Genomic DNA, 20,981 nt, shown 5'->3' on the forward strand with positions numbered 1-20,981 from the left:
GTCGGGGTCAGTCGAGCCGACAGGCCCGCGTGGTTTCTGCATGCCCGGAATCCCCGGTATGCCCTCATGCGGGGGACATGCTAGAACGAGGACGCCGGAAGCCGATGATCGAGGGAGACCTGTGGCGGGAATGAGAGGACATCGTGGCTGAGAAGATCCCTTCCTGGCCCAAGGTCACGATCCGGCTGTACGACGACCACAACGCCGAGGTGAAGATCGCCGGGCGTAGTCACCCGGTCAACCACCACGATCCGCGGCAGGCTGCGATCCAGCTCGTCAGCGAGCAGGCCGCGCAGCTGGGCCGTGCGGTGAAGGCGACCGCGGTCGAGGCCGACGGCGCTTCCTGGCCGTTGGTCATCCACCCGGACGGGCAGGTGGAGGCGATCGACACCGACCCCCGCAAGGGAAAGAAGCCGATCTGGCCGATCGTGCTCGCGATGGCCGTGGCCGTCGTCCTGATCGCCGGTACGACGCTGTACATCACCGTCTTCAGCAAGCTCGGCGAAAGCAAGCCGCAGGTGACCGAGTCGCCCAAGCTGCCCGAGCTCCCCGCCCCGAACGTGCGCCCTGACGAGTTCCCGCCCAGGACGCAGCCGAAGGGCTACTCGACGCACGCGGGCTGGACGGTCGACCTCGCCGAGGACAGCACGCCGGCGCTCAAGCCGGACGGCACCGAGGTCGCCATCCTGACGACCGACGGGAAGGTCGCCGTGTTCGATGCCAACGGCAAGGTGCTGTGGCAGGACAAGGTGCCCAAAGACGCCGAGAACCCGGTCTACACGACCATCGACGGGAAGCAGGTGCTGGCAATCGCGACGCCGAGCACCTTGTACTACTGGGCGGGCGGCGGCGCCGAGGCGAAGACGATCGAGTTGCCGGACAGCGCCAAGGTGCAGTTCTTCGGCAAGTCGCCGCTGGTCCTGCTCGGCGACGAGTCCGGGGCGATGGTGATCTCGGGCGGCGAACTCAAGACGGTCCCGGATCAGCCGCGCAGCTCCACGATCCTGCTCGCCGAAGGCGATCGCACGCTGATGGCGCAGTACCTCGGTCCGCTCTACTGGACGCAGCCGGGCAAGAAGATCGTCACCGTGAATCTGCAGCCGCCAGGTGGCGCGGGCCAGCTCATCCAGGTGGTCTCGGCGAGCCCGGACTACGTCCAGGCGCTGTGGACCAATGCCAAGAACCCGGCGGAGGAGTCGATCCCGGCGGTGCACTCGACCGCGAGCGGCAAGGTGGTCGCGAGCTGCGGAACGGTACGCAACGGCGACACCGACGGCTGGGACTGGGTCCCCGACCCGAACCGCAAGTTCGCTGCCTGGGGTGAGTGCCTCGTCAACCTCACGCTGACCAAGAACAACACCAGGCGGCTCCCGGGCTTCCAGCCCTTGTCGGTCAGCGGATCGATGCTCTACGGCACGATCAGCAGCAAGCCGTACGCCGTCTCGCCGAACTGGAACACCTACCCGATGAACGAGGGGACCACGCGGCCGTGGGGTGTCGTCGGCAAACGCGCGGTCATCGTGTACAACTCCGTTCTCTACGCATTGGATCCGGCGAAATGAACCGTCGAATGCGCCGCGCGGCGCGGGTCACGTCCGCACTGGTTGCCGTCGGCATCCTGCTGGCGCCTTCCCAGGCGCTCGCGGACACCATCGAGCCGGAGCCGGTCGACTGGCCCAAGGTCAAGCCGTCCAACGGACCGGTGGTCGAGCCCCAGCCCGTCGACTGGCCGACTCCCGCGAAGCCCTGACGCCGATACCGGCAACGACAAGGCCCGCGTCCCCCCGACCGGGGGAACGCGGGCCTTGAACGTCAGGCAGAGATCAGCCGGCCGCGACCTCGAGGCGGACCGTGGCGGCCACCTCCGGGTGCAGCTGGACGGCAACCTGGTGCTTGCCGGTGGTCTTGATCGGCGACGCGATCGCGATCGCGCGCTTCTCGACCAGCGGGCCGCCGGCTGACTTGATCGCCGTGGCGATGTCGGCCGGGGTGACCGAGCCGAACAGCCGGCCGGTGTCGCCGGCCTTGACGGCCAGGGTGACGGAGAGCTGCTCGAGCTGGTTCTTGACCTCGCTCGCGTGCTCCTTGCCCTGGATCGCCCGGGCGTCGCGCGCCCGCTTGATCGACTGGATCTGCTTCTCGGCGCCGCGGGTCCAGCCGATGGCCAGGCCGCGCGGGACCAGGTAGTTACGGCCGTAGCCGTCCTTCACCTCGACGATGTCGCCGGGAGCCCCGAGGCCCTCGACCTCCTGAGACAGGATGAGCTTCATGGTCCGCGCCTCCCTCAGCGAGCGGTGCTCGTGTACGGCAGCAGGGCCACCTCACGAGCGTTCTTGATAGCGGTCGCGACATCGCGCTGGTGCTGCACGCAGTTCCCGGTCACCCGGCGGGCGCGGATCTTGCCGCGGTCCGAGATGAACTTGCGCAGCAGCGCGGTGTCCTTGTAATCGACGTACGTCGCCTTGTCCTTGCAGAAGCCGCAGACCTTCTTCTTCGGCTTCCGAATGATCTTGGCCATTGTGGTGCTCTCTTCCTACTTCCAGAGCCCGGCACGGATGCCGGAATGGTCACTAACGGGATTGCGGGCCGATCAGAACGGGGGCTCCTCCATCGAGCCGCCGCCCTGGCTGGCCCAGGGGTCGTTCTGCGGGGCGGACTGGCCGCCACCGCCTTGTCCTGCACCTTGCGGGGTCGCCCAGGGGTCGTTCTGCGGGGCGCCGCCCTGGCCACCGCCCTGGCCACCTTGGTAGCCACCGCCCTGGTTGCCGCCACCTTGGTAGCCGCCGCCACCCTGGTTGCCGCCGCCACCGAAACCGCCACCGTCGGAACGTGACGTCTTCGAGATCTTCAGCGTCGCGTACCGCATGCTGGCGCCGATCTCTTCGACATCACACTCGAACACGGTGCGCTTGTTCCCGTCGCGATCGTCGTAGCTGCGCGCCTTCAGGCGCCCGTGCACGACGACCCGGGAACCGCGGGTCAGCGACTCGGCGACGTTCTCGGCGACCTGCCGCCACACGGCACACGAGATGAAGAGGGTCTCGCCGTCTTTCCACTCGTTGGTCTGCCGGTCCAGCGTCCGCGGAGTAGAGGCGATCGTGAAGTTCGCGACCGCGGCCCCGGACGGCGTGAACCGCAGCTCCGGATCACCTGTCAGGTTTCCGATCAGAGTGATGGGTGGTTCACCGGCCATGACAACTTCCTCCTGTACTGCAGACGATGGGTGGTGTGACGCCAGACCACCTGACGCCCGAGGTTCAGTGCTGGTCCGGCCGGATGACCTTGGTGCGCAGGATCGACTCGTTCAGCGTGAGCTGACGGTCGAGTTCCTTCACCACCGCCGGCTCGGCGGTCAGGTCGACGACGGCATAGATGCCTTCGGACTTCTTCTTCACGTCATAAGCGAGCTTGCGACGACCCCAGATGTCGAGCTTCTCGACCGTGCCACCTTCCTTGCGGACGATGTTCAGGTACTGGTCGATGGACGGCTCCACGGTGCGCTCATCGAGCTCCGGGTCGAGGATCACCATGACTTCATAACGACGCATGCGCGAACTCCACCTCCTTCGGACTTGGCGGCCACGGTCTCTCCGTGGCAGGAGGGCGATGCGGTCTGCTCCGCGCCGGCACTTGCCGCCGACGCCAAGCAACGAGCCCGGTCGATGGACCGGGCCACATCAGAGAGAATACCAGCGTTCGGACTGCCGACCGACCATATCCACAGGCCTGTTCCGGTGACTCTGCGTCACGACCGGGCGATCCGCGGAGCGGTACGCCGGAGCACGAGCAGCAGCAGCGGTACGGCGAGGACCACCGAGATCACCGTCAACAGCGGATATCCGCCGAGCGTGTAGAGCCAGGGTGAACTGGCGGCCGCCAGCGCCGAGATCGCCCAGATGGACGACTCGACCTTGCTCTCGAACGGCGTGCCGAGCAGCCGCGCACTGCCGCCCAGGTAGCACAGGTTCCACGCGTAGCCGAGCAGGAAGAGCGCCGGCGTGAAGGCCGCCCCGGACTGCGTGGTCAGGACGGCCGACCCGATCAGGAGCAGCAGACCGGCGACCATCACCGGTTGCGGACCGGTGCGGTCGATCCACCAGCCGGTCAGCGGCGACAGCGCGAACATTCCGAGCGTGTGCGCGGACAGCATCAGGCCCAGAAGTCCGAGTCCGTCGCCATGGTGATGAGTGTGCACCGGGACCGCCGACATGAGCGCGACCATCACCAGGTGCCCGGCGATCATCACGCCGGCGGCGAGGAGAACCGACGTACGGCGGGACTCTGCCGGACGGTCGAGCCGGGTCTGTGCCGGCTGCTCGGCGACGTGGACGGTCCGGATGTACGTCGAGGCGACCAGCGCGCCGAAGACAGCTGCCACCGCGAGCAGGAACGGCCCGGCGACCTGGGGCAGTCCGAACGCCGCCGCGAAGGACTGGGACGGCGCCAGCAGGAACGGCCCGCCCGCGGCGCCGGCCGTGCTCGCCCACACGACGGCGCTCATCGCAGACGCCCGCCGGGAGTCGGGCACTGCCTCGCCGGCGGCGTACCTGGACAAGAGGCTGGCGGCGTTCCCGGCGCCGAGCAGGAACATTCCGGCGAAGAGCAGTACGACCGGCGCGCCCACCGCGGCGACAACCGTCAACGCTCCCCCGGCGACGCCCACGCCGTACCCGAGCCGGAGGGCGTGCGCGCGTCCGAGCCGCGTGCTCCACCGGCCGACGGCGATAGCGCCTGCCGCGGTGCCCAGTACGCCGGCTGTGTTCGGGACGCCGGCCAGGCTGGAGCCGAGTTCGTCGGCGGTCAGGATGGTGCTGACCGCGCTCGCGGCGACCATCGCCGCGTTCATCAGCGCGGCAGCGAGAACCACAGGAACAAGCATGGCCAACACGTTAGAAAGGTGCCCGTTCTGGCTGAATACATGATGTAAAGCATTCGGTCTTGCGGACGACCGAGATGAAAGGTGTTCTGGCGACATGACCTTTCAGGAGCGGGAAATGGACTCCACCGACTGGCAGATCCTGACCGCGCTGCAGTCCGACGGCCGGCTGTCGTTCAACCAGCTCGGCAAGCGGGTCAACCTCTCGCCGCCCGCGGTGGCGGACCGGGTACGGCGCCTGGAGGAGGCCGGTGTGATCACCGGCTACCGCGCCGAGGTGGACCCGGCCAAGGCGGGCCAGCCGCTGTCCGCGTTCGTCCAGATGCGCTGCACGACGGGCCGCTGCCTGCTCAAGACAACCCGCGCCGAGGACTTCCCCGAGGTCCTGGAGATCCACAAGCTGAGCGGCAACTCCTGCTCGATGCTGCGCGTCCGCGTCACCTCGATGCGCCACCTCGAAGGCCTCTTCGAACGCCTCGGCGAACACGGCGAGATGAACACCCACATCGTCCTGTCCACAGAATTCGAGGGCCGCCCCGTCCAGCCGCCCACCCCCGAGGAACGCAAGGTCAGCCGCTCGGCCGGATGGGGCTCCGGAAGTGTCGGTGGACAGTTCTAGGGTGGTGGGTATGACTGTGAAGCTTGGTGCGCACGTGGACCAGGAGGACCCGTTGGCCGAGGCGGCCGATCGGGGGGCCGACCTGGTGCAGTTCTTCCTGGGGAATCCGCAGGACTACAAGGCGCCCAAGCTCGCGTACGCGGACGGCGAGGAGGCGCTGAAGGAGCGGGCCGCCGCCGCGGGCGTCGACCTCTACGTGCATGCGCCGTACCGGCTGAACGTGGCGAACACGAACAACCGGATCCGGATCCCGAGCCGCAAGCTGTTGCAGCAGACGCTGGACAAGGCGGCTGAGATCGACGTCAAGGGCGTGATCGTGCACGGTGGGCACGTCGGCGACGAGGACGATCCGGAGGCCGGGTTCGACAACTGGCGCAAGTGCATCGAGCGCGCCGAGCTGCCGGTGCCGCTGCTGATCGAGAACACGGCCGGCGGTGAGAACGCGATGGCCCGGCAGCTGGACCGGATCGCGCGGCTCTGGGAGGCGGTGCAGGCGTCGGGCAACGACCGGCTGGAGAACGTCGGGTTCTGCCTGGACACGTGCCACTTCCACGCGGCCGGCGAGGAGCTGCCGTCGATCGTCGAGCGGGTGCTGGCGATCACCGGGCGGATCGACCTGGTGCATGCGAACGGCTCCCGGGACGAGTTCGGCTCCGGAGCGGACCGGCACAGCAACTTCGAGGACGGGCACATCGACCCGGCCGACATCGTCGCGGTCGTGCAGGCCGCCGGCGCCCCGGTCGTCGTCGAGACCCCGAACGCCGACAACGGCCAGAAGGCCGACCTCGACTACCTGCGGGCGCACCTCACGTAGTCGAGCCCTTCGTCAGGCCGTGCAGCCAGTAGGTCACGGCCCACGGGAGCAGGATCGCGAGCGCGGCGGTGTTGTTGGACGGCACGAGCAGGCCGCAGATGACGACGATCGCGACGACGAGGGTGCTGGCCTGGAACAGGTCGGCGGAGCCGAGGACCTTGGTTCGCAGCGTGATGCGGTTCAGCGCGCAGGCGGCGTACGCGGCGATGAGGGCGAGCAGCCCCAGGATCGCCACTACCGCGCCGAGCCAGCCGAGAACGTTGTAACCGCCCTCGGCCTGGAGCATGCCGGACAGCAGGAACACACCGACCATGACGGTCAGCCAGGCGCTGGTCCACATCAGGCGGTCGACCGTGCTCCGGGCCTTCTCGGGATCCGGCTTCGGCTCGGCCTCCTCCTCGTCCACGGCCTGCTCGTCCACAGCCTTACCGTCCACAGCCTTCTCGTCCACAGCCTCCTCGGCGACCGGCTCGGAGTCGGCGGCCGCGGTGGGCTTGGGGTCAGGGTCTGGCTGCACCATGGCAGCGACGGTAGCGCAGAATGAGGTTATGCAGACCTGGGCGGAGCGGTTCCCCGACCTGTTCGCACCGGGCTACTGGGAATGGGGCGACCTCGACGTCCGGTACACCGTCGAGCAGCCGCCGGACGAGCTGATCAGCAACGTCCACGTCGTCGGCCGCACCACCGGCGGAATCGTTGTCTGCACCAACGATCTGGGCTGGCGCTTCCTGCCCGGCGGGACCCGCGAACCGGGCGAGACGATCGAGGAGCTCGTCCACCGCGAGCTGCTCGAGGAGGCCGGCGCACGGCTGACCGGTCCGCTCACCTGGCTGGGCGCCCATCGAGCTGATCACCGTCGCCCCGGACCGTACCGTCCGCACCTCCCGCACCCGGTCTCGTACTGGGCGAACTACGTCGCGGACGTCGTCATCGAGCAGGAGCCGACGAACCCCGAGGACGGCGAACAGGTCACCGACGTTCTGGTGCTGCCGCCGCACGAAGCGGCCGCGTACCTGGACGGGCAGCCCGAAGAGGTGGGCTCCATCGTCAGGCTGGCTCAGGCAATGCAGCTGGTTTAGGCGGTGCCTGACGGCTCCGCCCTGCGCGCCAAGGCAGCAGTACGGCGCTCAGCGTGCAGCAGATGCCCGCGACCCACAGGGCACCGCGCATCCCGACCACCGTCGCGAGCACGCCGCCGAGCGCCATGAACGCAGGCTGCACGCACCGCGAGCTGATCGACCACGACCCCACGACCCGGGCCATGAACCCGTCCTCGGTCACCTCCATGCGGTACGTCGCGAACGACGGGTTGAACGCGCCGGCTCCCACCAGCAGCGCCGTCTCCGCCACAGTGAGCAGCACGAACCCGCCCCACCCGTGCGGCGCCAGCGGGAAGAGGAGCAGCCACGGCGCCCGCAGTACGCCGAACACCAGCAGCATCCACTGCAGCCCGTATCGCCGGGTGAGCCGCGGCGCCATCCGCGCGCCGATGACCCCGCCGATGCAGGAGACACCGAGCATGACGCCGTAGCTCCACGCGGACAGCCCGAGGTCGCGCAACATGAAGACCGTCAGCAAGGGCGAGGTCATCATCACCGGTCCGCCGAACAACTGCGAGTTCCAGAACAGGATGCGCAGCCCGCGGTGGCGCAGGATGTACCGCCACCCTGCCGTGATGTCGCGCTTGCCCTCCCGCTTCATCGGCTCCGGCTCAGGCTGCTGGATCCGTCGGATACCGAGCGCCGAACCGAGGAACGAGACCGCATCGACCGCCAGCGTGACGGTCGCACCGACCAAACTGACCAGCACACCCCCGACCGCCGGACCGATGCTCAGCGAGACCCAGTTCGTCTGCTCGAACCGGCTGTTCGCCTCCGCCCGTCCCTCGGCCGGCACGAGCGCCTTCAGATGCGCGCCGCTCGCCGACTGGAACGCGATCGTCCCGGCCGCTTGAAGCACACCCGCGACACACAGGTGTGCATAAGTCAGTACGCCGAACGCCGCGGACACCGGCACCGAGACCAGGGCCGCGAACCGCACGAGATCGGACGCGATCATCACCGGTCGCTTTCGCCGCTGCTCGATGAAGTCGCCCATCGGCAACGCGAGTGCGGCGCCGGCCACCGCCGACAACGCGGCGAGCATCGAGACCTGGAAGGTGCTGGAGTCCAGGGCGAGTACGGCGACCAACGGCAGCGCGCCGAGCCCTACCGCCGATCCGAGGGCACTGACTGTGAACGCGACCCACAACCGACGGAAGTCCCGACCCAAAGACATCCCGCGATCGTAGAAGCCGTCACCGACACAAATTCATGCCGCCGTCGAACATGATCACTTCACCAGTCAGGTAAGCGTTGTGGACAACTGCCGAGATCAGGTCGGCGACATCCGCGGGCCGGGCGGCGCGACGCATCGGGCTCGAGGTTTTCCACAGCTCCTGGGCCTCGGTCCACGACTCGGTGAGCGGCGTGTCGACGAGTCCGGGTGCGACCGCGTTGACCCGTACGTCGGGTCCGAGCGCGGCAGCCAGCAGTTTCGTCACGTGATTGAGCGCGGCCTTCGAGGCGGCGTACGCGATCGAACTGCCCTTGGGGCGGACGCCCGCGTGGCTCGTCACGTTGACGATGCATCCGCCGTACTCGCGGAGCGTCGGGAGCGCCGCCGTACACAGCAGCCAGGGTGCGATCAGGTTGACGTCGAGCAGCTGTCGCCAGTCGGATGCGGTCAGCCCGTCGAGGTCCGCGTGCGGGACCGGCCAGCTGATGCCCGCGTTGTTCACGAGTACGTCGAGGCGCCCGTGCTCGGCCAGCACCTCAGGCACCAGCGCCTGAGCAGCAGCGTCGTCGGACAGATCTGCCTGGTGGTACGACCCGCCCAACTCCGCGGCCAAGGCTTCTCCGGTGGACCGGCTGGATCGCGAGTGCACCGCGACGGTCATCCCGTCCGCGGCCAACCGCCGTACGGTCGCGGCTCCGATGCCTGACGCGGATCCGGTCACCAAGGCAACCTTCATGCGCGGTACCGGAGGCCGTCCATCAGCAGGTCGAGCAAGCGGCCCGCTTGGTCACGGTCGTCGGCCGCGGCACCGCCGACGCCACCGATGCTGACCAGCAGGTCCCCGGCCGAGATGTCCGACCGGATCTGACCCGCCGCAGCGCCCGCGTCGAGTAGCGGCTGCACTGCACCGACGAGGAGCTCGAGACTCTGTGCGTACGGGTTCGCGCCGGAAGCGAAGACTGCTCGCAGCGCGTCGGCCATGCCGCGTTTGCGCGCCATGTAGTCGATGAATCGGTCCATCCACGCCCGCAGCGCTTGGTCCGGTGGCAGCTGCTTCAGCAGTTCCACGGATGCGTCGCAGACCGCGGCGAGCTCATTCCGGTACGCCGCCTCGATCAGCAGCTCGCGGGTCGGGAAGTGCCGGTAGAGGGTGCCGATGCCGACCCCGGCGTCCTTCGCGATCCCTTCCAGCGTCGCCTCCAGCCCGCACTTCGAGAACGCGCGCCCCGCAGCGGCGACGATCTGGTCCCGATTGCGCTGGGCGTCCGCACGCAACGGGCGCTCCCTGGTACCCATCTCCCCCTCCCTCCGTGGCCTCACAACCTAGCGGACTTGATAACCGGAGGCACCTCCGCTTAACTGGATTTACCGGAGGCTCCTCCGGTTAAAGCGTAGCTCGTAGAACAGGAATGACCTGATGAGCAGGATCACCACTCCTTTCACGCATGACTCCACCGCGGCCGAGGTCATCGCCGGCGTCGACCTGACAGGTCGCCGGGCCGTCGTCACCGGCGGCGCGTCCGGCATCGGCGTCGAGACCGCTCGTGCCCTGGCCACGGCCGGCGCCGAGGTCACCCTCGCCGTCCGGAACACCGCGGCCGGCGAACGCGTCGCCGCCCAGATCATCGAGAGCACCGGCAACAACCACGTCTTCGTCGCGCCGATCGAACTCGCCGACCGCGCCTCGGTGCGCGCCTTCGCCGCCACCTGGGCCGGCCCGTTGCACATCCTGGTGAACAACGCCGGCGTGATGGCCGAGCCGCTGAACCGGACGCCGGAAGGCTGGGAGCACCAGTTCGCGACCAACCACCTCGGCCACTTCGGCCTCGCGCTCGGCCTGCACAGCGCGCTCGCGGAGGCCGGCTCCGCGAGGATCGTGTCCGTCAGCTCCAGCGCGCATCACTCCTCGGACGTCGTGTTCGAGGACATCCACTTCGAGAACAGGCCGTACGACGAGTGGGCGTCGTACGGGCAGTCCAAGACGGCCAACATCCTGTTCGCCGTCGAGGCGGCCAAGCGCTGGGCGAGTGACGGCATCGTCGCCAACGCCTTGATGCCGGGCGGGATCCGGACCGCGTTGCAGCGGCACGTGTCTGAGGACGTGCAGAAGGAGTGGGACCGCTTCTTGTGGAAGACCGTCGAGCAGGGCGCGTCGACGTCGGTCCTGCTGGCCGCCTCGCCGCTCGTCGACGGCGTCACCGGCCGCTATTTCGAGGACAACAACGAGGCACTGCCGTTGACGGAAGGCGATCCGATGCACGGCGTCGCGGAGTACGCGCTCGATCCGGAGTCGGCCACTCGGTTGTGGGACCTGTCGGAGAAGCTGCTCGCACAGGTTTGATCAGAAACCGGCTCAGCTACGGATCACGTGGCTGGGCCGGTAACCTGACCCACCGTGAGTGACTTGAGCATTCGGACCATCTCCGCGGACGAGCACGCCGCCTACATCGCGGCGCAGCCGTCGGCGAGCTTCCTGCAGACCCCGGGCTGGGCTGCGGTGAAGAGCGAGTGGAAGGCGGAGTCACTCGGCTGGTACGAATCGGGAAACCCCGGCAACCTCGTCGGCGTCGGCCTGGTGCTGTACCGGCAGATGCCGAAGGTGAAGCGGTACCTGGCCTACCTGCCGGAAGGCCCGGTGATCGACTGGGACGCAATCGATCTCGGCAGCTACCTTCGCCCGCTGGCCGCGCATCTGCAGGAGCGCGGCGCGTTCGGCATCCGGATGGGTCCGCCGGTGGCGACCCGCCGCTGGACCGCGCAGACGATCAAGGACGCGATCGCGGGCGGTCAGCAGCCGCGCCTGGGTGACGTCCGCCCGGACGTGATCGAGCCGTCCGGCGCCACCGTCGCCGAGAAGCTCCGCAAGCTGGGGTGGAAGGCGCCTCGGATCGCGGAAGGGTTCGCGGCCGGGCAACCGCAGTACGTCTTCCAGGTGCCGCTGGCCGGCCGCACCCCGGACGACCTGCTCAAGGGCATGAACCAGCTCTGGCGGCGCAACATCAAGAAGGCCGACAAGGCCGGCGTCGAGGTGACGCAGGGCGGGACCGAGGACATCAAGGCGTTCCATCAGCTGTACGTCGAGACCGCCGAGCGCGACCACTTCACGCCGCGGCCGCTGCCGTACTTCGAGAAGATGTACGCCGCGATGGCCAACCAGCCGGCCGATTGCTGTGACTTCCGGATCTACAACGCCCATCACGAGGGCGACCTGGTCGCGTCGACGATCTGGGTCCGGGTCGGCGGTCATTCCTGGTACTCCTACGGTGCCAGCTCGACCGCCAAACGAGACGTGCGCGGATCGAACGCGATCCAGTGGCGCATGATGTCGGACGCGCTCGCGGCGGGTGCGTCCGTGTACGACCTACGGGGCATCACCGACACCTTGGACCCGAACGACCCGCATGTCGGGCTGATCCAGTTCAAGACCGGGACCGGCGGCGAGGCCGTCGAGTACGTCGGTGAGTGGGATCTGCCGTTGAACAAGGCGCTGTACACCGCATTCGACCTCTACATGAGACGGCGTTGACACCATGCCCCTAGTCCTGCACGTCGATTCCGATCGATGGCGTGATCACCTGCGTTCCACGTGGAACCCCGACATCGTCCCGGTCGCCAAGGGCAACGGGTACGGGTTCGGCAACCACCGGCTGTTCGCAGAAGCCCGCGCGCTCGGCGCCCGGACGGTCGCGGTCGGCACGTACTTCGAGGTTCCCGCGGATCCACGCGAGGACGTCATGGTCCTGTCGCCGTGGCGGCCGTTCCTCGAGGTGCCGCAGAGCAAGAACGTGATTCACACGGTCAGCCGGCTGGCCGACCTGGTCTCGATCCCGGCCGGCAGCCGGGTGCTGATCGAGGTGATGACCTCGATGCGCCGGCACGGCATCGGCGCCCGCGAGCTGCGGCACACGATGCTGCTGAACGCGCTCGACCGGATCCGGTTCGAGGGCTGGTCGCTGCACTTCCCGATGGGCGCCGGCGGTACGTCGGCCAACCTCCGCGAGGCTCAGCAACTGGCGAAGGCGGCGCTCGACGTCCGCAAGGGCCCGCTGTGGGTGTCGCACGTACCGGCGCAGAAGCTGGCCGACATCGGTCCGGACGTGAAGCTCCGGATGGGCACCGGGCTGTGGCTCGGCGACCGCGGCGCGCTGTCGGTCCGGGCGACCGTCCTCGACGTGCACTCGGTGCGCCGCGGCGAGCGCGTCGGTTACCGGCAGCGCCGGGTCAGCGGCGACGGGCACATCCTGATCGTCTCCGGCGGTACGGCGCACGGCGTCGGCCTGGAGGCACCGACCGCGGCGGCGAGCGTCCGGCAACGCGCGATCGCGATGGCCAAGGGCAGCCTCGACGCGGCCGGCATGGCGCTGTCACCGTTCACCATCGAAGGCAAGCAGCGCTGGTTCGCCGAGCCGCCGCACATGCAGGCCAGCATGCTGTTCCTTCCGTCGTCGGTGGCCCCGCCCGCGGTAGGCGACGAGGTCGACCTCGACGTCCGCTACACCACCACGACCTTCGACAAGGTGTCGATGGATTGACTTCAGGTCCACCTGAAGTTGCAGCGTGGACCGTATGAGTTTTCTGGAGCGGATCGAGGAGCGGCCCGGGGCGGCGGAGTTGCGTGCGGCGTCGTACCGGATGCTGGGGCTGAAACGTGGCGCGACCTGCGTCGATGTCGCGTGCGGGGCGGGTCATGCGGTGGCCGAGCTGGCGAAGAAGGGCCTGAAGGTGACCGGGGTCGACGCAGATCCCGACGCGATCGAGGCGGCCCGGGAGCGGGCGCCCGGGGCGATGTTTCACGTGGCACATTCCGACGAGCTGCCGCTCGAGGACGAGTCGATGGACGGCTACCGCGCGTTACGGCTGTTCCATCTGCTCGAGGATTCCGCTCCGACGGTGGCCGAGGCCTATCGGGTACTACGTCCCGGCGGGCGGATCGTGCTCGGCGGGCAGGACTACGGCTTCGTCCTGATCGACAGCTCCGACCAGGACCTGACCGACGTGATCCGCCTCGGCCTCGAGTCCCGCACGGTCTCCCCGCGCGCGACCCGCACCTTGCGAGACGTCCTCCTCGACACCGGCTTCACCGATGTCGAGGTCGCCGTACACACCGAAGTCGTCACCGACTACGAACAGATGGCTCCGCAGCTCAAGAGCGCCGCGGAAGCCGCCGTCGACAAGGCCTTGATCACTCGAGAAGATGCTGCCGGCTGGCTCAGGGAACAGGCCGGCCGCGGCCGCCGGGACCGCTTCCTCGCCGTGCTCCCGACGCTTCTTGTCGGCGGGCAGCGCTAACGTTCTGGAGATGAGCCATAAATACGCGTTGAAAGGCGTCGTACTGGACGCGCCCGACCCGCGAGCGCTCGGTGAGTTCTACAGCCGCGCGCTCGGCTGGGAGCTGAACGCTCACGACGACACGTGGGTCACGGCGACCGATCCCGACGGCACGACCGGCCTGTCGTTCCAGCTGGAGCCGAACTATCAGCCGCCCACGTGGCCGAGTCGGACCGGCGTCCAGCAGATGCAGCTACACCTGGACATCCAAGTGGACGACCTGGAGTCGGCGCACCAGCGGGCGATGGACGCCGGGGCGCGGCTGATGGAGTTCCAGCCACAGCCCGACGTCCGGGTGTACGCCGACCCCGTCGGTCACATCTTCTGCTTCTTCACCGATTGAGGTGACCCGTCCAGCGGACGGTCGGTAGCAGAGCGGCCGGGTCGACGCGGTCCTTGTTGGCGGACACGATGTCGAACATCGACTCGATCAGCGTGTCCGACAGCAGGTGCGGCTGCAGGCCCAGGCCGACCAGCCCGGTGTGCTTCACGTTGTAGTAGTGCTCGGCCTGCTCGACGCGCGGGTTCTCCAGGTGCTCGACCTGCACCGGCCCGGGGAAGCACTCCGCGACCAGGTCGGCGAGCTGCGACACCGAGTAGCTCTCGGTCATCTGGTTGAACACGCGGAACTCGCCCGCGTCCGCCGGATTCTCGACCGCGAGCCGGATGCACTCGACGGTGTCCCGGATGTCCAGGAACCCGCGGGTCTGCCCGCCGCTGCCGTAGACGGTCAGCGGCTCACCGAGTACTGCCTGGATGACGAACCGGTTGAGTACCGTGCCGAACACGGCGTCGTAGTCGAACCGCGTCGCCAGCCGCGCGTCCCGCACGGTCTGGTCGGTCTGCTGCCCGTACACCACGCCCTGGTTGAGGTCGGTGACACGCATCCCCCAGATCCGGCAGCCGAACTCGAGGTTGTGCGAGTCGTGCACTTTGCTGAGGTGGTAGAACGAGCCCGGCTTCTTCGGGTAGAGCATCCGGTCCTTACGGCCGTTGTGCTCGACCTCCAGCCAGCCTTCCTCGATGTCGATGTTCGGCGTCCCGTACTCACCCATCGTGCCGAGCTTCACCAGGTGGATGTCCGGGTTGGTCTCGGCGATGGCGTACATCAGGTTCAGCGTGCCGACCACGTTGTTGTGCTGGGTGTAGACAGCGTGTTCGCGGTCGATCATCGAGTACGGCGCGGCGCGCTGCTCGGCGAAGTGCACGATCGCGTCCGGCGCGAACTCCCGCACGACCCGGTAGACGAAGTCGGCGTCGAGCAGATCACCGACGTACGCCGGGATCCGTCGGCCGGAGACCTCTTCCCAGGCCGCGACCCGGCTTTCGAGATCCTCGATCGGGACCAGACTCTGGACGCCCAGCTCGCGGTCGTAACCACGCCGGGCCATGTTGTCGAGCACGGCCGTGTCATGGCCACGGTCGGACAGGTGCAGTGCAGTCGGCCACCCTAGGTAGCCGTCACCGCCCAGAACGAGTACGCGCACGGTTCGGCCGCCTTCCGTCGGGAAACGTCGTCACCACCCTTCCTATCCCGAGTACCCACTCCAGTAACGTGATCAGAGCCACCTATTCGCTGGTAATCGGCTGAGAATTTCCGGCGCACTGCCGCTGGCTGGTGCGGAGGTGCAGAATAGGCCGGGATGCGCGTACTCACCAAGGCCTATCTCTCCCGCAGCCGATTGTTGCTGTGGGCGAAGTACTCTGCGTCGTCCGTGATCGCCACCGTGGTCAGCCAGCTGGCGTTCGCTCTGTGCTACTGGTTCGGCACGGCAGCGATCGTCGCGAGCCTGGTCGCCTGGGTCTCCGGCGCGGTGCCGAACTACTTGCTCAACCGTCGGTGGACGTGGGGCCGCAGCGGGCAGAAGTTGCCGTACACAATCATCGTGGTCGGGTCGGCGGTCATGGCCGCGGTGGTCACGTCGGTGACCGATCACCTGGTCCAGCCGCTCGAGTCCCACGCGTGGCAGACGGTGCTGGTGACCGGGTCGTACCTCGCGACGTACGCGGTGCTGTTCATCGTGAAGTTCGTGCTTTTCGACCGGCTGGTGTTCGCCAAGACGGTTTCCGACCCCGTCGAAGTACGTACTCCCGTAGCCACGTAGTCGTCATCACCCGCCCGTAGTTCGCGCCGTACACGACCCCCGGGCCCTTCTTGCTGCTCCCGTCGCCACGGCGGCGCATCGTCATCGGCAGCTCGACCACGCGGGCGCCGAGCGCGAGCGCACCGAGCAGCAGCTCCGACGACTGGTACTGCGGTTCACGCAACGTCACCGCTGTCGCGAGTTCGGCCCGCATCGCGCGGAATCCGAACGACGTGTCGGTCAGCTTCTTGCGCGTCAGGATCGACGCGAGGACGGCGAACACCCGGACGCCGACCCAGCGCAGCCGGCTGTCCGCGTCCTCGGCCCCGAGGCGGCGCGACCCGGTGACGAAGTCGGCCCGGTCGAGCAGGATCGGCTCCAGGAGGGTCTCCAGCTCGTCGTTGTCGTACTGACCATCCGCGTCCGTGGTCACGACGTACCGCGCTCCGCCTTGTGCTGCCAGGTGATACCCGAGCCGGAGCGCCGCGCCCTGACCTCGGTTGCTCTGGGCAACACACACGTACGCCCCGTGTTCACGGGCGATTTCGGCGGTGTTGTCGGTCGCGCCGTCCACGACGACCAGGACGTCGACCTGGAGGCCGGCGCAGGTACGCGGCATGTCGGTGAGCACCTGGCCGATGCCGCCGGCCTCGTTGTACGCGGCGATGACCACTACGACCGGCGCGAAGTCCTTGTGCGTGAAGGCCTTTACGGCTTCGGAATCCACGGCGTCTGGGAAGTCCGCCATCGCAGGTCGTGCCTGGTCCTTGCCGAGCAGTGCCCGGAGACCTATGGCACCTGCGAGCGGGAAGAACACCAGTCCGGGCAGTTGGTAGCGCCAGGAGAACTCGAACGCAGCTGAGCCGAGCAGGAGGATCACACCGGCCGCTACGGGGAACAGTGTGGCCGACCGGAGCTCCTTAGCCCTTGCTACGGCAGCAAGAGCGATCAGCACGCACAGTGCGAGCAGTGTGCCGGAGGTATAGCCGCCGTGGAGCTGGTAGGCGCGCAGAATGACCGCAGGTGCGTGGGAGACGTGTGGCTCGGACCCTCCCCATTTCACTGCAGCCTCTGTGGTGTTGGGGTCTTTGAGGTTCGGGTAGGTCAGCTGGAACTGCCAGCGGTCCAGCGGTACGTCGTCAGGTGACGTGGTGCGTGTGGGCGCGAAACCTTTCGCGAAGTCCTTCAGCGCCGCCCACGTCACGTCCAGCGGCTGGTGCTTGATCACGAGGTGTGCGAACTCAGTCGCCAGTTGACGCTTCGTCGTACCGGGTGGAAGCGGACCGGGCCAGTTCGGGTCGCCGTAGTGGTTGTGGGCGTAGCTGTCCACGCCGAGGCGTTGGCCCAGCGGTTCCTTCGGGCAGAACAGCCGCGTGCCCTCGTCGAGTGGGAGCTTGTCGCAGTTGGCGACCGTAGCGGTCCGCCCGTACAGGACCTGGTTCTCGGCGCCGGTGAAACCCCAGCGGCCCGTTTCCGCATGGTAGTAGCCGGCGTACGCGGCGAAAACGACACCGAATCCTGCGACGGCGGCAGCGGTACGACGTACGCGCTGTTTGCCCACCACGATCAGGTAGAGCACGACTGCGATCAGCAGGACCAATCCGATCGCGCGCACCGTGAAGGCGGCGCCGACCAGTACGCCGACGACGGCCGCGCGCCGCCAGCCCGGCACACCCTTGCCGAGGAGGAGCCAGAGGATCGCCACCAGGATCACGTCGAACGTGGTCTCGGCCATGATGTTCTGCTCGATCTGCACCTGATACGCGTCGAGCAGGATCGGTGCGGCGGCGAACGCGGCCAACCAGCGGTAGACGGTGAGCCTGCGCGCCAGCGCGTAGATCGCGACACCGAGAAGCAGCCCGGCGAGGTGCTGCACGATCACGACGAAAGTCAGTCCGCCGATCGCCACCAGCGGGCCGAGCACGAAGTCGTACCCGATCGGGTTGAGCTGGTCAGGGCTCAGCTTGCCCATGTTGGTCAGGTACTGGACCGAGTCGGTGTAGATGATCGCGGGCCGGTACGCGACGGTCGCGAGAACACGCAGTACCAGACCTGCCAGCAGGAAGACGGCGAGCAGCCAGTGCGTCCGCACTGCTCTTTGAAGCTTGCTCACTGGGTTTTGAAGTACTGCCACGTCCGGGCCAGACCGTCTTCCAGCGAAACCGTCGGCTCGTAGCCGAGATCGTTGGTGATGTCCACGACCACGGCCGGCATCTCGCCCGCCGGCGCCTCGATGTGCTCGGCCGGCACCGGGCATCCGGTCACCGCACGCACCGCGTCGATCATCTCGAGCACCGACACCGACCGCCCGGATCCGATGATCGCGCGCCCGTCGTACTTGCTGTCGAGCGCGAGCAGTACGCCGTTCACCACGTCGTCGATGAAGACCAGATCCCGCCGCTGCTTCCCGTCGCCGTACACCCGCACGCCGCCACCGCTCAAGGCCGCCCGCATCATCCGCGGCACGAAGCTGTCCTTGTGCGACATCCCCGGCCCGTACACGTTGGTGAACCGCAGCGCCGCGGTCGCCATCCCGTAACTCCCCGAGTACGCCGACAGCAACATCTCACCCGCCGCCTTCGTCGCGCCGTACGGCGTCAACGGCCGCAGCGGAAGGTCCGCGGTAATGGTCGACGTACCGACATCCCCCACGACCGCATTGGTCGACGCCAGCACGAACCGGTCCACGCCACTACCGCGACTCAACTCCAGCAGCACCTGCGTGATCGTCACGTTCTGCGCAAAGGTCTGCATCGGCGCGTCCACCGACCGCAACACCGACGTCAACGCCGCCAGATGCACCACCGCGGTAGGCCGCGTCTCGAACGCCGCAATACACGTCTCCTGCTCCGCAAGATCCCCCGTCACCACATGCACCCCGCCATCCCACGAGGAATCCCCCGGCTCCCGATCCACCGCAGTAACCAACACCCCCCGCCCCCGCAAGGCCCTAACCAAACCCCGCCCCACAAACCCCGACGCCCCCGTGACCAACACACGCTCGTCCATACCCCTCAACCTACCCGCGCCCCCGCACTCCTCCCACCCCCTCACAACCCACGTCCCGGAACCCGCTCCCCGGGATACAACACTCCCCACAACCAAGCCAGAAACTCATCGTCGGTGCTCCAGTCGTCGTACGCCGTGGCATCACTGATGGCCCCAGCCCGCAGACCTTCGCGGTCACCGCGAACCAGTCTCTCCAGCTCGGCCTTGAAGGTTGCCAACTTCTCGCCACCACGACCGGTCCGCGCCATCTCGACCAGCTCATCGAAATTGTCATTGCGGACTTCTGGATGATAATACGTCTGAATTATTGTGAGAAATGTCGCGAACGGAACCGACGGATCCGTGAGCCAATATGATTTGGGCACAACCAGCAATCCTCTCAAGCATCACGATTCTGGTGGATCTGGGAAGAATGTACCAATCTCGAATTTCGATGCACCAAGGTTACGCTTGAACATCACCACGATGTCGCCGCCCTCGAATGTCTGAACCGGCTCCGCCTCAGGTTCGGGCACATCGCCCGAGTCGGCGCCGCTCGATCGAGCCAGCGCCCAGTCTTTGCGCTGGGCTTTGGCCTCCTCCCAGTCACCGCGGAGCCGGAACCCGATGCAGTACTTGTGACCGTCCACCCCGAGCAGATCTGAGATCGGTATTTCCAGGCGGGCCGGAACAGGTCCGCCCCAATCACTGCGAAGGGCTTCCTGAACGTCCGGATGCTCACTCAAGACTGCGGTTACTGCGGCGAAAACATAGGGATCCGCGACCGCTGTTGCATAGCGGCCACAGTAATGCATATTGCCGGAATCGAGCCCGTCAACTCCGTTCTCCCGCAGAGCCCGGTCCGGCTGGGCAGGGTCTTCGAATCGAGTGACTCTCGCCACCAGAGATTGCTGGTCCAGCGCTGGCCCGTGCCGACTATGTGCATGTCCGGTTCCTTGGTCCAGTGATGCGTAGACGCTTTGGACCGCAGGTTCGCAGTCGGCTGCTGGGGCGAGCCATGGGCTTGTTTCCTTGTTCACGGCTATGTAGGCGACTGCATTTTCCTCATCAACGCTCCGCTGGTCGGCGTGCTCCGTCTCGACGGTCGGTTCGGTAGTGGTCACGTCCGCCGGCGCCGGCCGGGGAAGGTTCAATCGAGCGGGCTCCCACCGCTCCAGCCGCCTGCCGACAGTCTCGCCATTTATCTCAGTCTCGAGAGTTACGGGCTTGAGCGGGGCCGGTACGTCGTCAGCCGGTGTCGGGTCGTCGCTTGTGGTGGTGCTGTCGCGATCCCTGTCGGGAGGAGTGGTCGCCTCCGCGGAATCCGATCCGTCGTCGGTTCGGTTCGCGCTGAGGTCAGCCGAGTCATCGGTTCTGTCCGCGGTGGAGTCGGCTGATCTGTCCGTCACCGGCTGGGCATCAAGGGCTGGCTCTTCAGTTGGTTCTTGCGCGGCCTCGTCCGCCTCGGCTTCCGTGATTTCGAGTTCGTCATCGGTTGAGGTGGGCTTCGCGTTGTCCGCTACATCTGGAGGCGTGTCAGCACTCGAAGGTTCTGGTTGCGTGGCTGCGGCGTTGGCCTTCACGACACCGTCGGTCTCGTCGTCGGGTCCCTCGCCCGGCTCACCATCGCTCGTACGGTCGGGTTCGGGCAGGGGGTTGCTGAGGTATTGCAGGCGGGACAGGGTGTCGTCGTGGTGCATGTGGGCGCGGAGTTCGGGAGGGTACGACGCGAACGGGTCCGGTTGAGCGTCGGTTGAGGGTGACTCGGCGGCTCGGTCCGGCGAGTGACGGTCGGTCTCCTGGCGCTCCTCGTGCTGGTCGGGCTCTCTGTGGTGGTCGGGCTCGCGGTGCTGGTCGGGCTCGCTGTGGTGGTCGGGCTCGCGGTGCTCATCATCGGGGCTGGGTGGTGGGCGGTCGTGCGGCTCGGCGTTGGGCTTGGGTGGGTCGGGTTGATCTGAGCGAAGATCGGGAGTGGGATCGAGGTCGTCTCGAGGC

General features: G+C 67.5%; 26 protein-coding genes. 12 read left to right on the forward strand and 14 right to left on the reverse strand.

Going from position 1 to position 20,981, the window contains the following annotated elements:
• Nucleotides 1-143 precede the first annotated feature (143 nt).
• Both EV137_RS16645 and EV137_RS16650 read left to right on the forward strand, forming a co-directional pair.
• Nucleotides 144-1,562 carry a hypothetical protein gene (locus EV137_RS16645; protein WP_134129907.1) on the forward strand — a complete coding sequence of 473 codons (1,419 nt, stop codon included), beginning with the start codon at nucleotides 144-146 and terminating at the stop codon, nucleotides 1,560-1,562.
• Nucleotides 1,559-1,750 (forward strand): hypothetical protein, encoded by a 192-nt coding sequence (locus tag EV137_RS16650; protein ID WP_134011594.1) that lies wholly within the window; start codon nucleotides 1,559-1,561, stop codon nucleotides 1,748-1,750. The genes EV137_RS16645 and EV137_RS16650 overlap by 4 nt, the downstream gene beginning before the upstream one ends.
• Before the next feature lie 73 nt (nucleotides 1,751-1,823).
• On the opposite strand, the gene rplI is transcribed toward EV137_RS16650, so the two are convergent.
• From rplI to EV137_RS16675, 5 genes are all read right to left on the reverse strand, one after another.
• Nucleotides 1,824-2,270, reverse strand: a complete 447-nt coding sequence (gene rplI / locus EV137_RS16655) for a 50S ribosomal protein L9 (RefSeq protein ID WP_133784000.1) — start codon at nucleotides 2,268-2,270, stop codon at nucleotides 1,824-1,826.
• Between the two features lie 14 nt (nucleotides 2,271-2,284).
• Nucleotides 2,285-2,518, reverse strand: a complete 234-nt coding sequence (gene rpsR, locus EV137_RS16660) for a 30S ribosomal protein S18 (RefSeq protein WP_012924539.1) — start codon at nucleotides 2,516-2,518, stop codon at nucleotides 2,285-2,287.
• A gap of 72 nt (nucleotides 2,519-2,590) precedes the next feature.
• Nucleotides 2,591-3,193: a single-stranded DNA-binding protein gene (locus EV137_RS16665; RefSeq protein WP_134011592.1), complete on the reverse strand. Its 603-nt coding sequence runs from the start codon at nucleotides 3,191-3,193 to the stop codon at nucleotides 2,591-2,593.
• 64 nt (nucleotides 3,194-3,257) lie between these two features.
• Nucleotides 3,258-3,548 (reverse strand): 30S ribosomal protein S6, encoded by a 291-nt coding sequence (rpsF, locus tag EV137_RS16670; RefSeq protein ID WP_130386399.1) that lies wholly within the window; start codon nucleotides 3,546-3,548, stop codon nucleotides 3,258-3,260.
• A gap of 197 nt (nucleotides 3,549-3,745) precedes the next feature.
• On the reverse strand, nucleotides 3,746-4,879 hold the full coding sequence (locus EV137_RS16675) for an MFS transporter (protein WP_134129908.1): 1,134 nt from the start codon (nucleotides 4,877-4,879) through the stop codon (nucleotides 3,746-3,748).
• 94 nt (nucleotides 4,880-4,973) lie between these two features.
• On the opposite strand from EV137_RS16675, the gene EV137_RS16680 reads away from it, so the two are divergent.
• Nucleotides 4,974-5,495 (forward strand): Lrp/AsnC family transcriptional regulator, encoded by a 522-nt coding sequence (locus tag EV137_RS16680; RefSeq protein WP_134011588.1) that lies wholly within the window; start codon nucleotides 4,974-4,976, stop codon nucleotides 5,493-5,495.
• Nucleotides 5,496-5,505: 10 nt separating this feature from the next.
• A complete protein-coding gene (locus EV137_RS16685) occupies nucleotides 5,506-6,309 on the forward strand; it encodes a deoxyribonuclease IV (RefSeq protein WP_133783994.1) in 804 nt (267 codons plus the stop codon).
• Here EV137_RS16685 and EV137_RS16690 read toward each other — a convergent pair.
• Nucleotides 6,302-6,829, reverse strand: coding sequence for a hypothetical protein (locus EV137_RS16690; protein WP_134129909.1), 528 nt, complete (start codon nucleotides 6,827-6,829; stop codon nucleotides 6,302-6,304). The two genes, EV137_RS16685 and EV137_RS16690, sit on opposite strands and share 8 nt — an antisense overlap.
• A 28-nt stretch (nucleotides 6,830-6,857) precedes the next feature.
• On the opposite strand from EV137_RS16690, the gene EV137_RS16695 reads away from it, so the two are divergent.
• Entirely contained in the window at nucleotides 6,858-7,388 is a 531-nt protein-coding gene (locus tag EV137_RS16695) for an NUDIX hydrolase (protein ID WP_134011584.1), read from the forward strand.
• Here the strand turns inward: EV137_RS16695 and EV137_RS16700 are convergent.
• The 3 genes from EV137_RS16700 to EV137_RS16710 are packed head-to-tail and all read right to left on the reverse strand — an operon-like array spanning nucleotide 7,357 to nucleotide 9,882.
• A complete protein-coding gene (locus EV137_RS16700) occupies nucleotides 7,357-8,586 on the reverse strand; it encodes an MFS transporter (RefSeq protein ID WP_134129910.1) in 1,230 nt (409 codons plus the stop codon). The genes EV137_RS16695 and EV137_RS16700 overlap by 32 nt on opposite strands.
• Before the next feature lie 19 nt (nucleotides 8,587-8,605).
• Complete coding sequence (locus EV137_RS16705; protein ID WP_134129911.1) at nucleotides 8,606-9,322, reverse strand: SDR family NAD(P)-dependent oxidoreductase; 717 nt, start codon at nucleotides 9,320-9,322, stop codon at nucleotides 8,606-8,608.
• Nucleotides 9,319-9,882, reverse strand: coding sequence for a TetR/AcrR family transcriptional regulator (locus tag EV137_RS16710; RefSeq protein ID WP_134129912.1), 564 nt, complete (start codon nucleotides 9,880-9,882; stop codon nucleotides 9,319-9,321). The genes EV137_RS16705 and EV137_RS16710 overlap by 4 nt, the downstream gene beginning before the upstream one ends.
• 121 nt (nucleotides 9,883-10,003) lie before the next feature.
• On the opposite strand from EV137_RS16710, the gene EV137_RS16715 reads away from it, so the two are divergent.
• From EV137_RS16715 to EV137_RS16735, 5 genes are read left to right on the forward strand one after another with little or no spacing between them, the layout of a single operon-like run.
• Entirely contained in the window at nucleotides 10,004-10,927 is a 924-nt protein-coding gene (locus EV137_RS16715; RefSeq protein ID WP_202871020.1) for an SDR family NAD(P)-dependent oxidoreductase, read from the forward strand.
• Between the two features lie 54 nt (nucleotides 10,928-10,981).
• Nucleotides 10,982-12,112, forward strand: coding sequence for a lipid II:glycine glycyltransferase FemX (locus EV137_RS16720; protein ID WP_133783982.1), 1,131 nt, complete (start codon nucleotides 10,982-10,984; stop codon nucleotides 12,110-12,112).
• A gap of 4 nt (nucleotides 12,113-12,116) precedes the next feature.
• Entirely contained in the window at nucleotides 12,117-13,118 is a 1,002-nt protein-coding gene (locus EV137_RS16725; RefSeq protein ID WP_134129913.1) for an alanine racemase, read from the forward strand.
• Between the two features lie 34 nt (nucleotides 13,119-13,152).
• Nucleotides 13,153-13,875: a methyltransferase domain-containing protein gene (locus tag EV137_RS16730; RefSeq protein WP_238175371.1), complete on the forward strand. Its 723-nt coding sequence runs from the start codon at nucleotides 13,153-13,155 to the stop codon at nucleotides 13,873-13,875.
• Nucleotides 13,876-13,885: 10 nt separating this feature from the next.
• Nucleotides 13,886-14,257: a VOC family protein gene (locus tag EV137_RS16735; RefSeq protein WP_134129915.1), complete on the forward strand. Its 372-nt coding sequence runs from the start codon at nucleotides 13,886-13,888 to the stop codon at nucleotides 14,255-14,257.
• Here EV137_RS16735 and EV137_RS16740 read toward each other — a convergent pair.
• Nucleotides 14,247-15,401 carry an NAD-dependent epimerase/dehydratase family protein gene (locus tag EV137_RS16740; RefSeq protein ID WP_134129916.1) on the reverse strand — a complete coding sequence of 385 codons (1,155 nt, stop codon included), beginning with the start codon at nucleotides 15,399-15,401 and terminating at the stop codon, nucleotides 14,247-14,249. The genes EV137_RS16735 and EV137_RS16740 overlap by 11 nt on opposite strands.
• Before the next feature lie 156 nt (nucleotides 15,402-15,557).
• On the opposite strand from EV137_RS16740, the gene EV137_RS16745 reads away from it, so the two are divergent.
• Nucleotides 15,558-16,019, forward strand: coding sequence for a GtrA family protein (locus tag EV137_RS16745; protein ID WP_134129917.1), 462 nt, complete (start codon nucleotides 15,558-15,560; stop codon nucleotides 16,017-16,019).
• On the opposite strand, the gene EV137_RS16750 is transcribed toward EV137_RS16745, so the two are convergent.
• The 4 genes from EV137_RS16750 to EV137_RS16765 are packed head-to-tail and all read right to left on the reverse strand — an operon-like array spanning nucleotide 15,931 to nucleotide 20,686.
• Nucleotides 15,931-18,090, reverse strand: coding sequence for a glycosyltransferase (locus tag EV137_RS16750; protein WP_238175372.1), 2,160 nt, complete (start codon nucleotides 18,088-18,090; stop codon nucleotides 15,931-15,933). The two genes, EV137_RS16745 and EV137_RS16750, sit on opposite strands and share 89 nt — an antisense overlap.
• A gap of 17 nt (nucleotides 18,091-18,107) precedes the next feature.
• Nucleotides 18,108-19,007 carry an NAD-dependent epimerase/dehydratase family protein gene (locus tag EV137_RS16755; RefSeq protein ID WP_166679908.1) on the reverse strand — a complete coding sequence of 300 codons (900 nt, stop codon included), beginning with the start codon at nucleotides 19,005-19,007 and terminating at the stop codon, nucleotides 18,108-18,110.
• A gap of 41 nt (nucleotides 19,008-19,048) precedes the next feature.
• A complete protein-coding gene (locus EV137_RS16760) occupies nucleotides 19,049-19,390 on the reverse strand; it encodes a hypothetical protein (protein WP_134129919.1) in 342 nt (113 codons plus the stop codon).
• Nucleotides 19,391-19,393: 3 nt separating this feature from the next.
• Nucleotides 19,394-20,686 carry a hypothetical protein gene (locus EV137_RS16765; RefSeq protein ID WP_134129920.1) on the reverse strand — a complete coding sequence of 431 codons (1,293 nt, stop codon included), beginning with the start codon at nucleotides 20,684-20,686 and terminating at the stop codon, nucleotides 19,394-19,396.
• 84 nt (nucleotides 20,687-20,770) lie between these two features.
• On the opposite strand from EV137_RS16765, the gene EV137_RS40570 reads away from it, so the two are divergent.
• Complete coding sequence (locus EV137_RS40570; RefSeq protein ID WP_166679909.1) at nucleotides 20,771-20,944, forward strand: hypothetical protein; 174 nt, start codon at nucleotides 20,771-20,773, stop codon at nucleotides 20,942-20,944.
• The last annotated feature ends 37 nt before the right edge of the window (nucleotides 20,945-20,981 follow it).

The sequence above is a fragment of the Kribbella pratensis genome (genome assembly GCF_004366075.1).
GTDB lineage: Bacteria > Actinomycetota > Actinomycetes > Propionibacteriales > Kribbellaceae > Kribbella > Kribbella pratensis.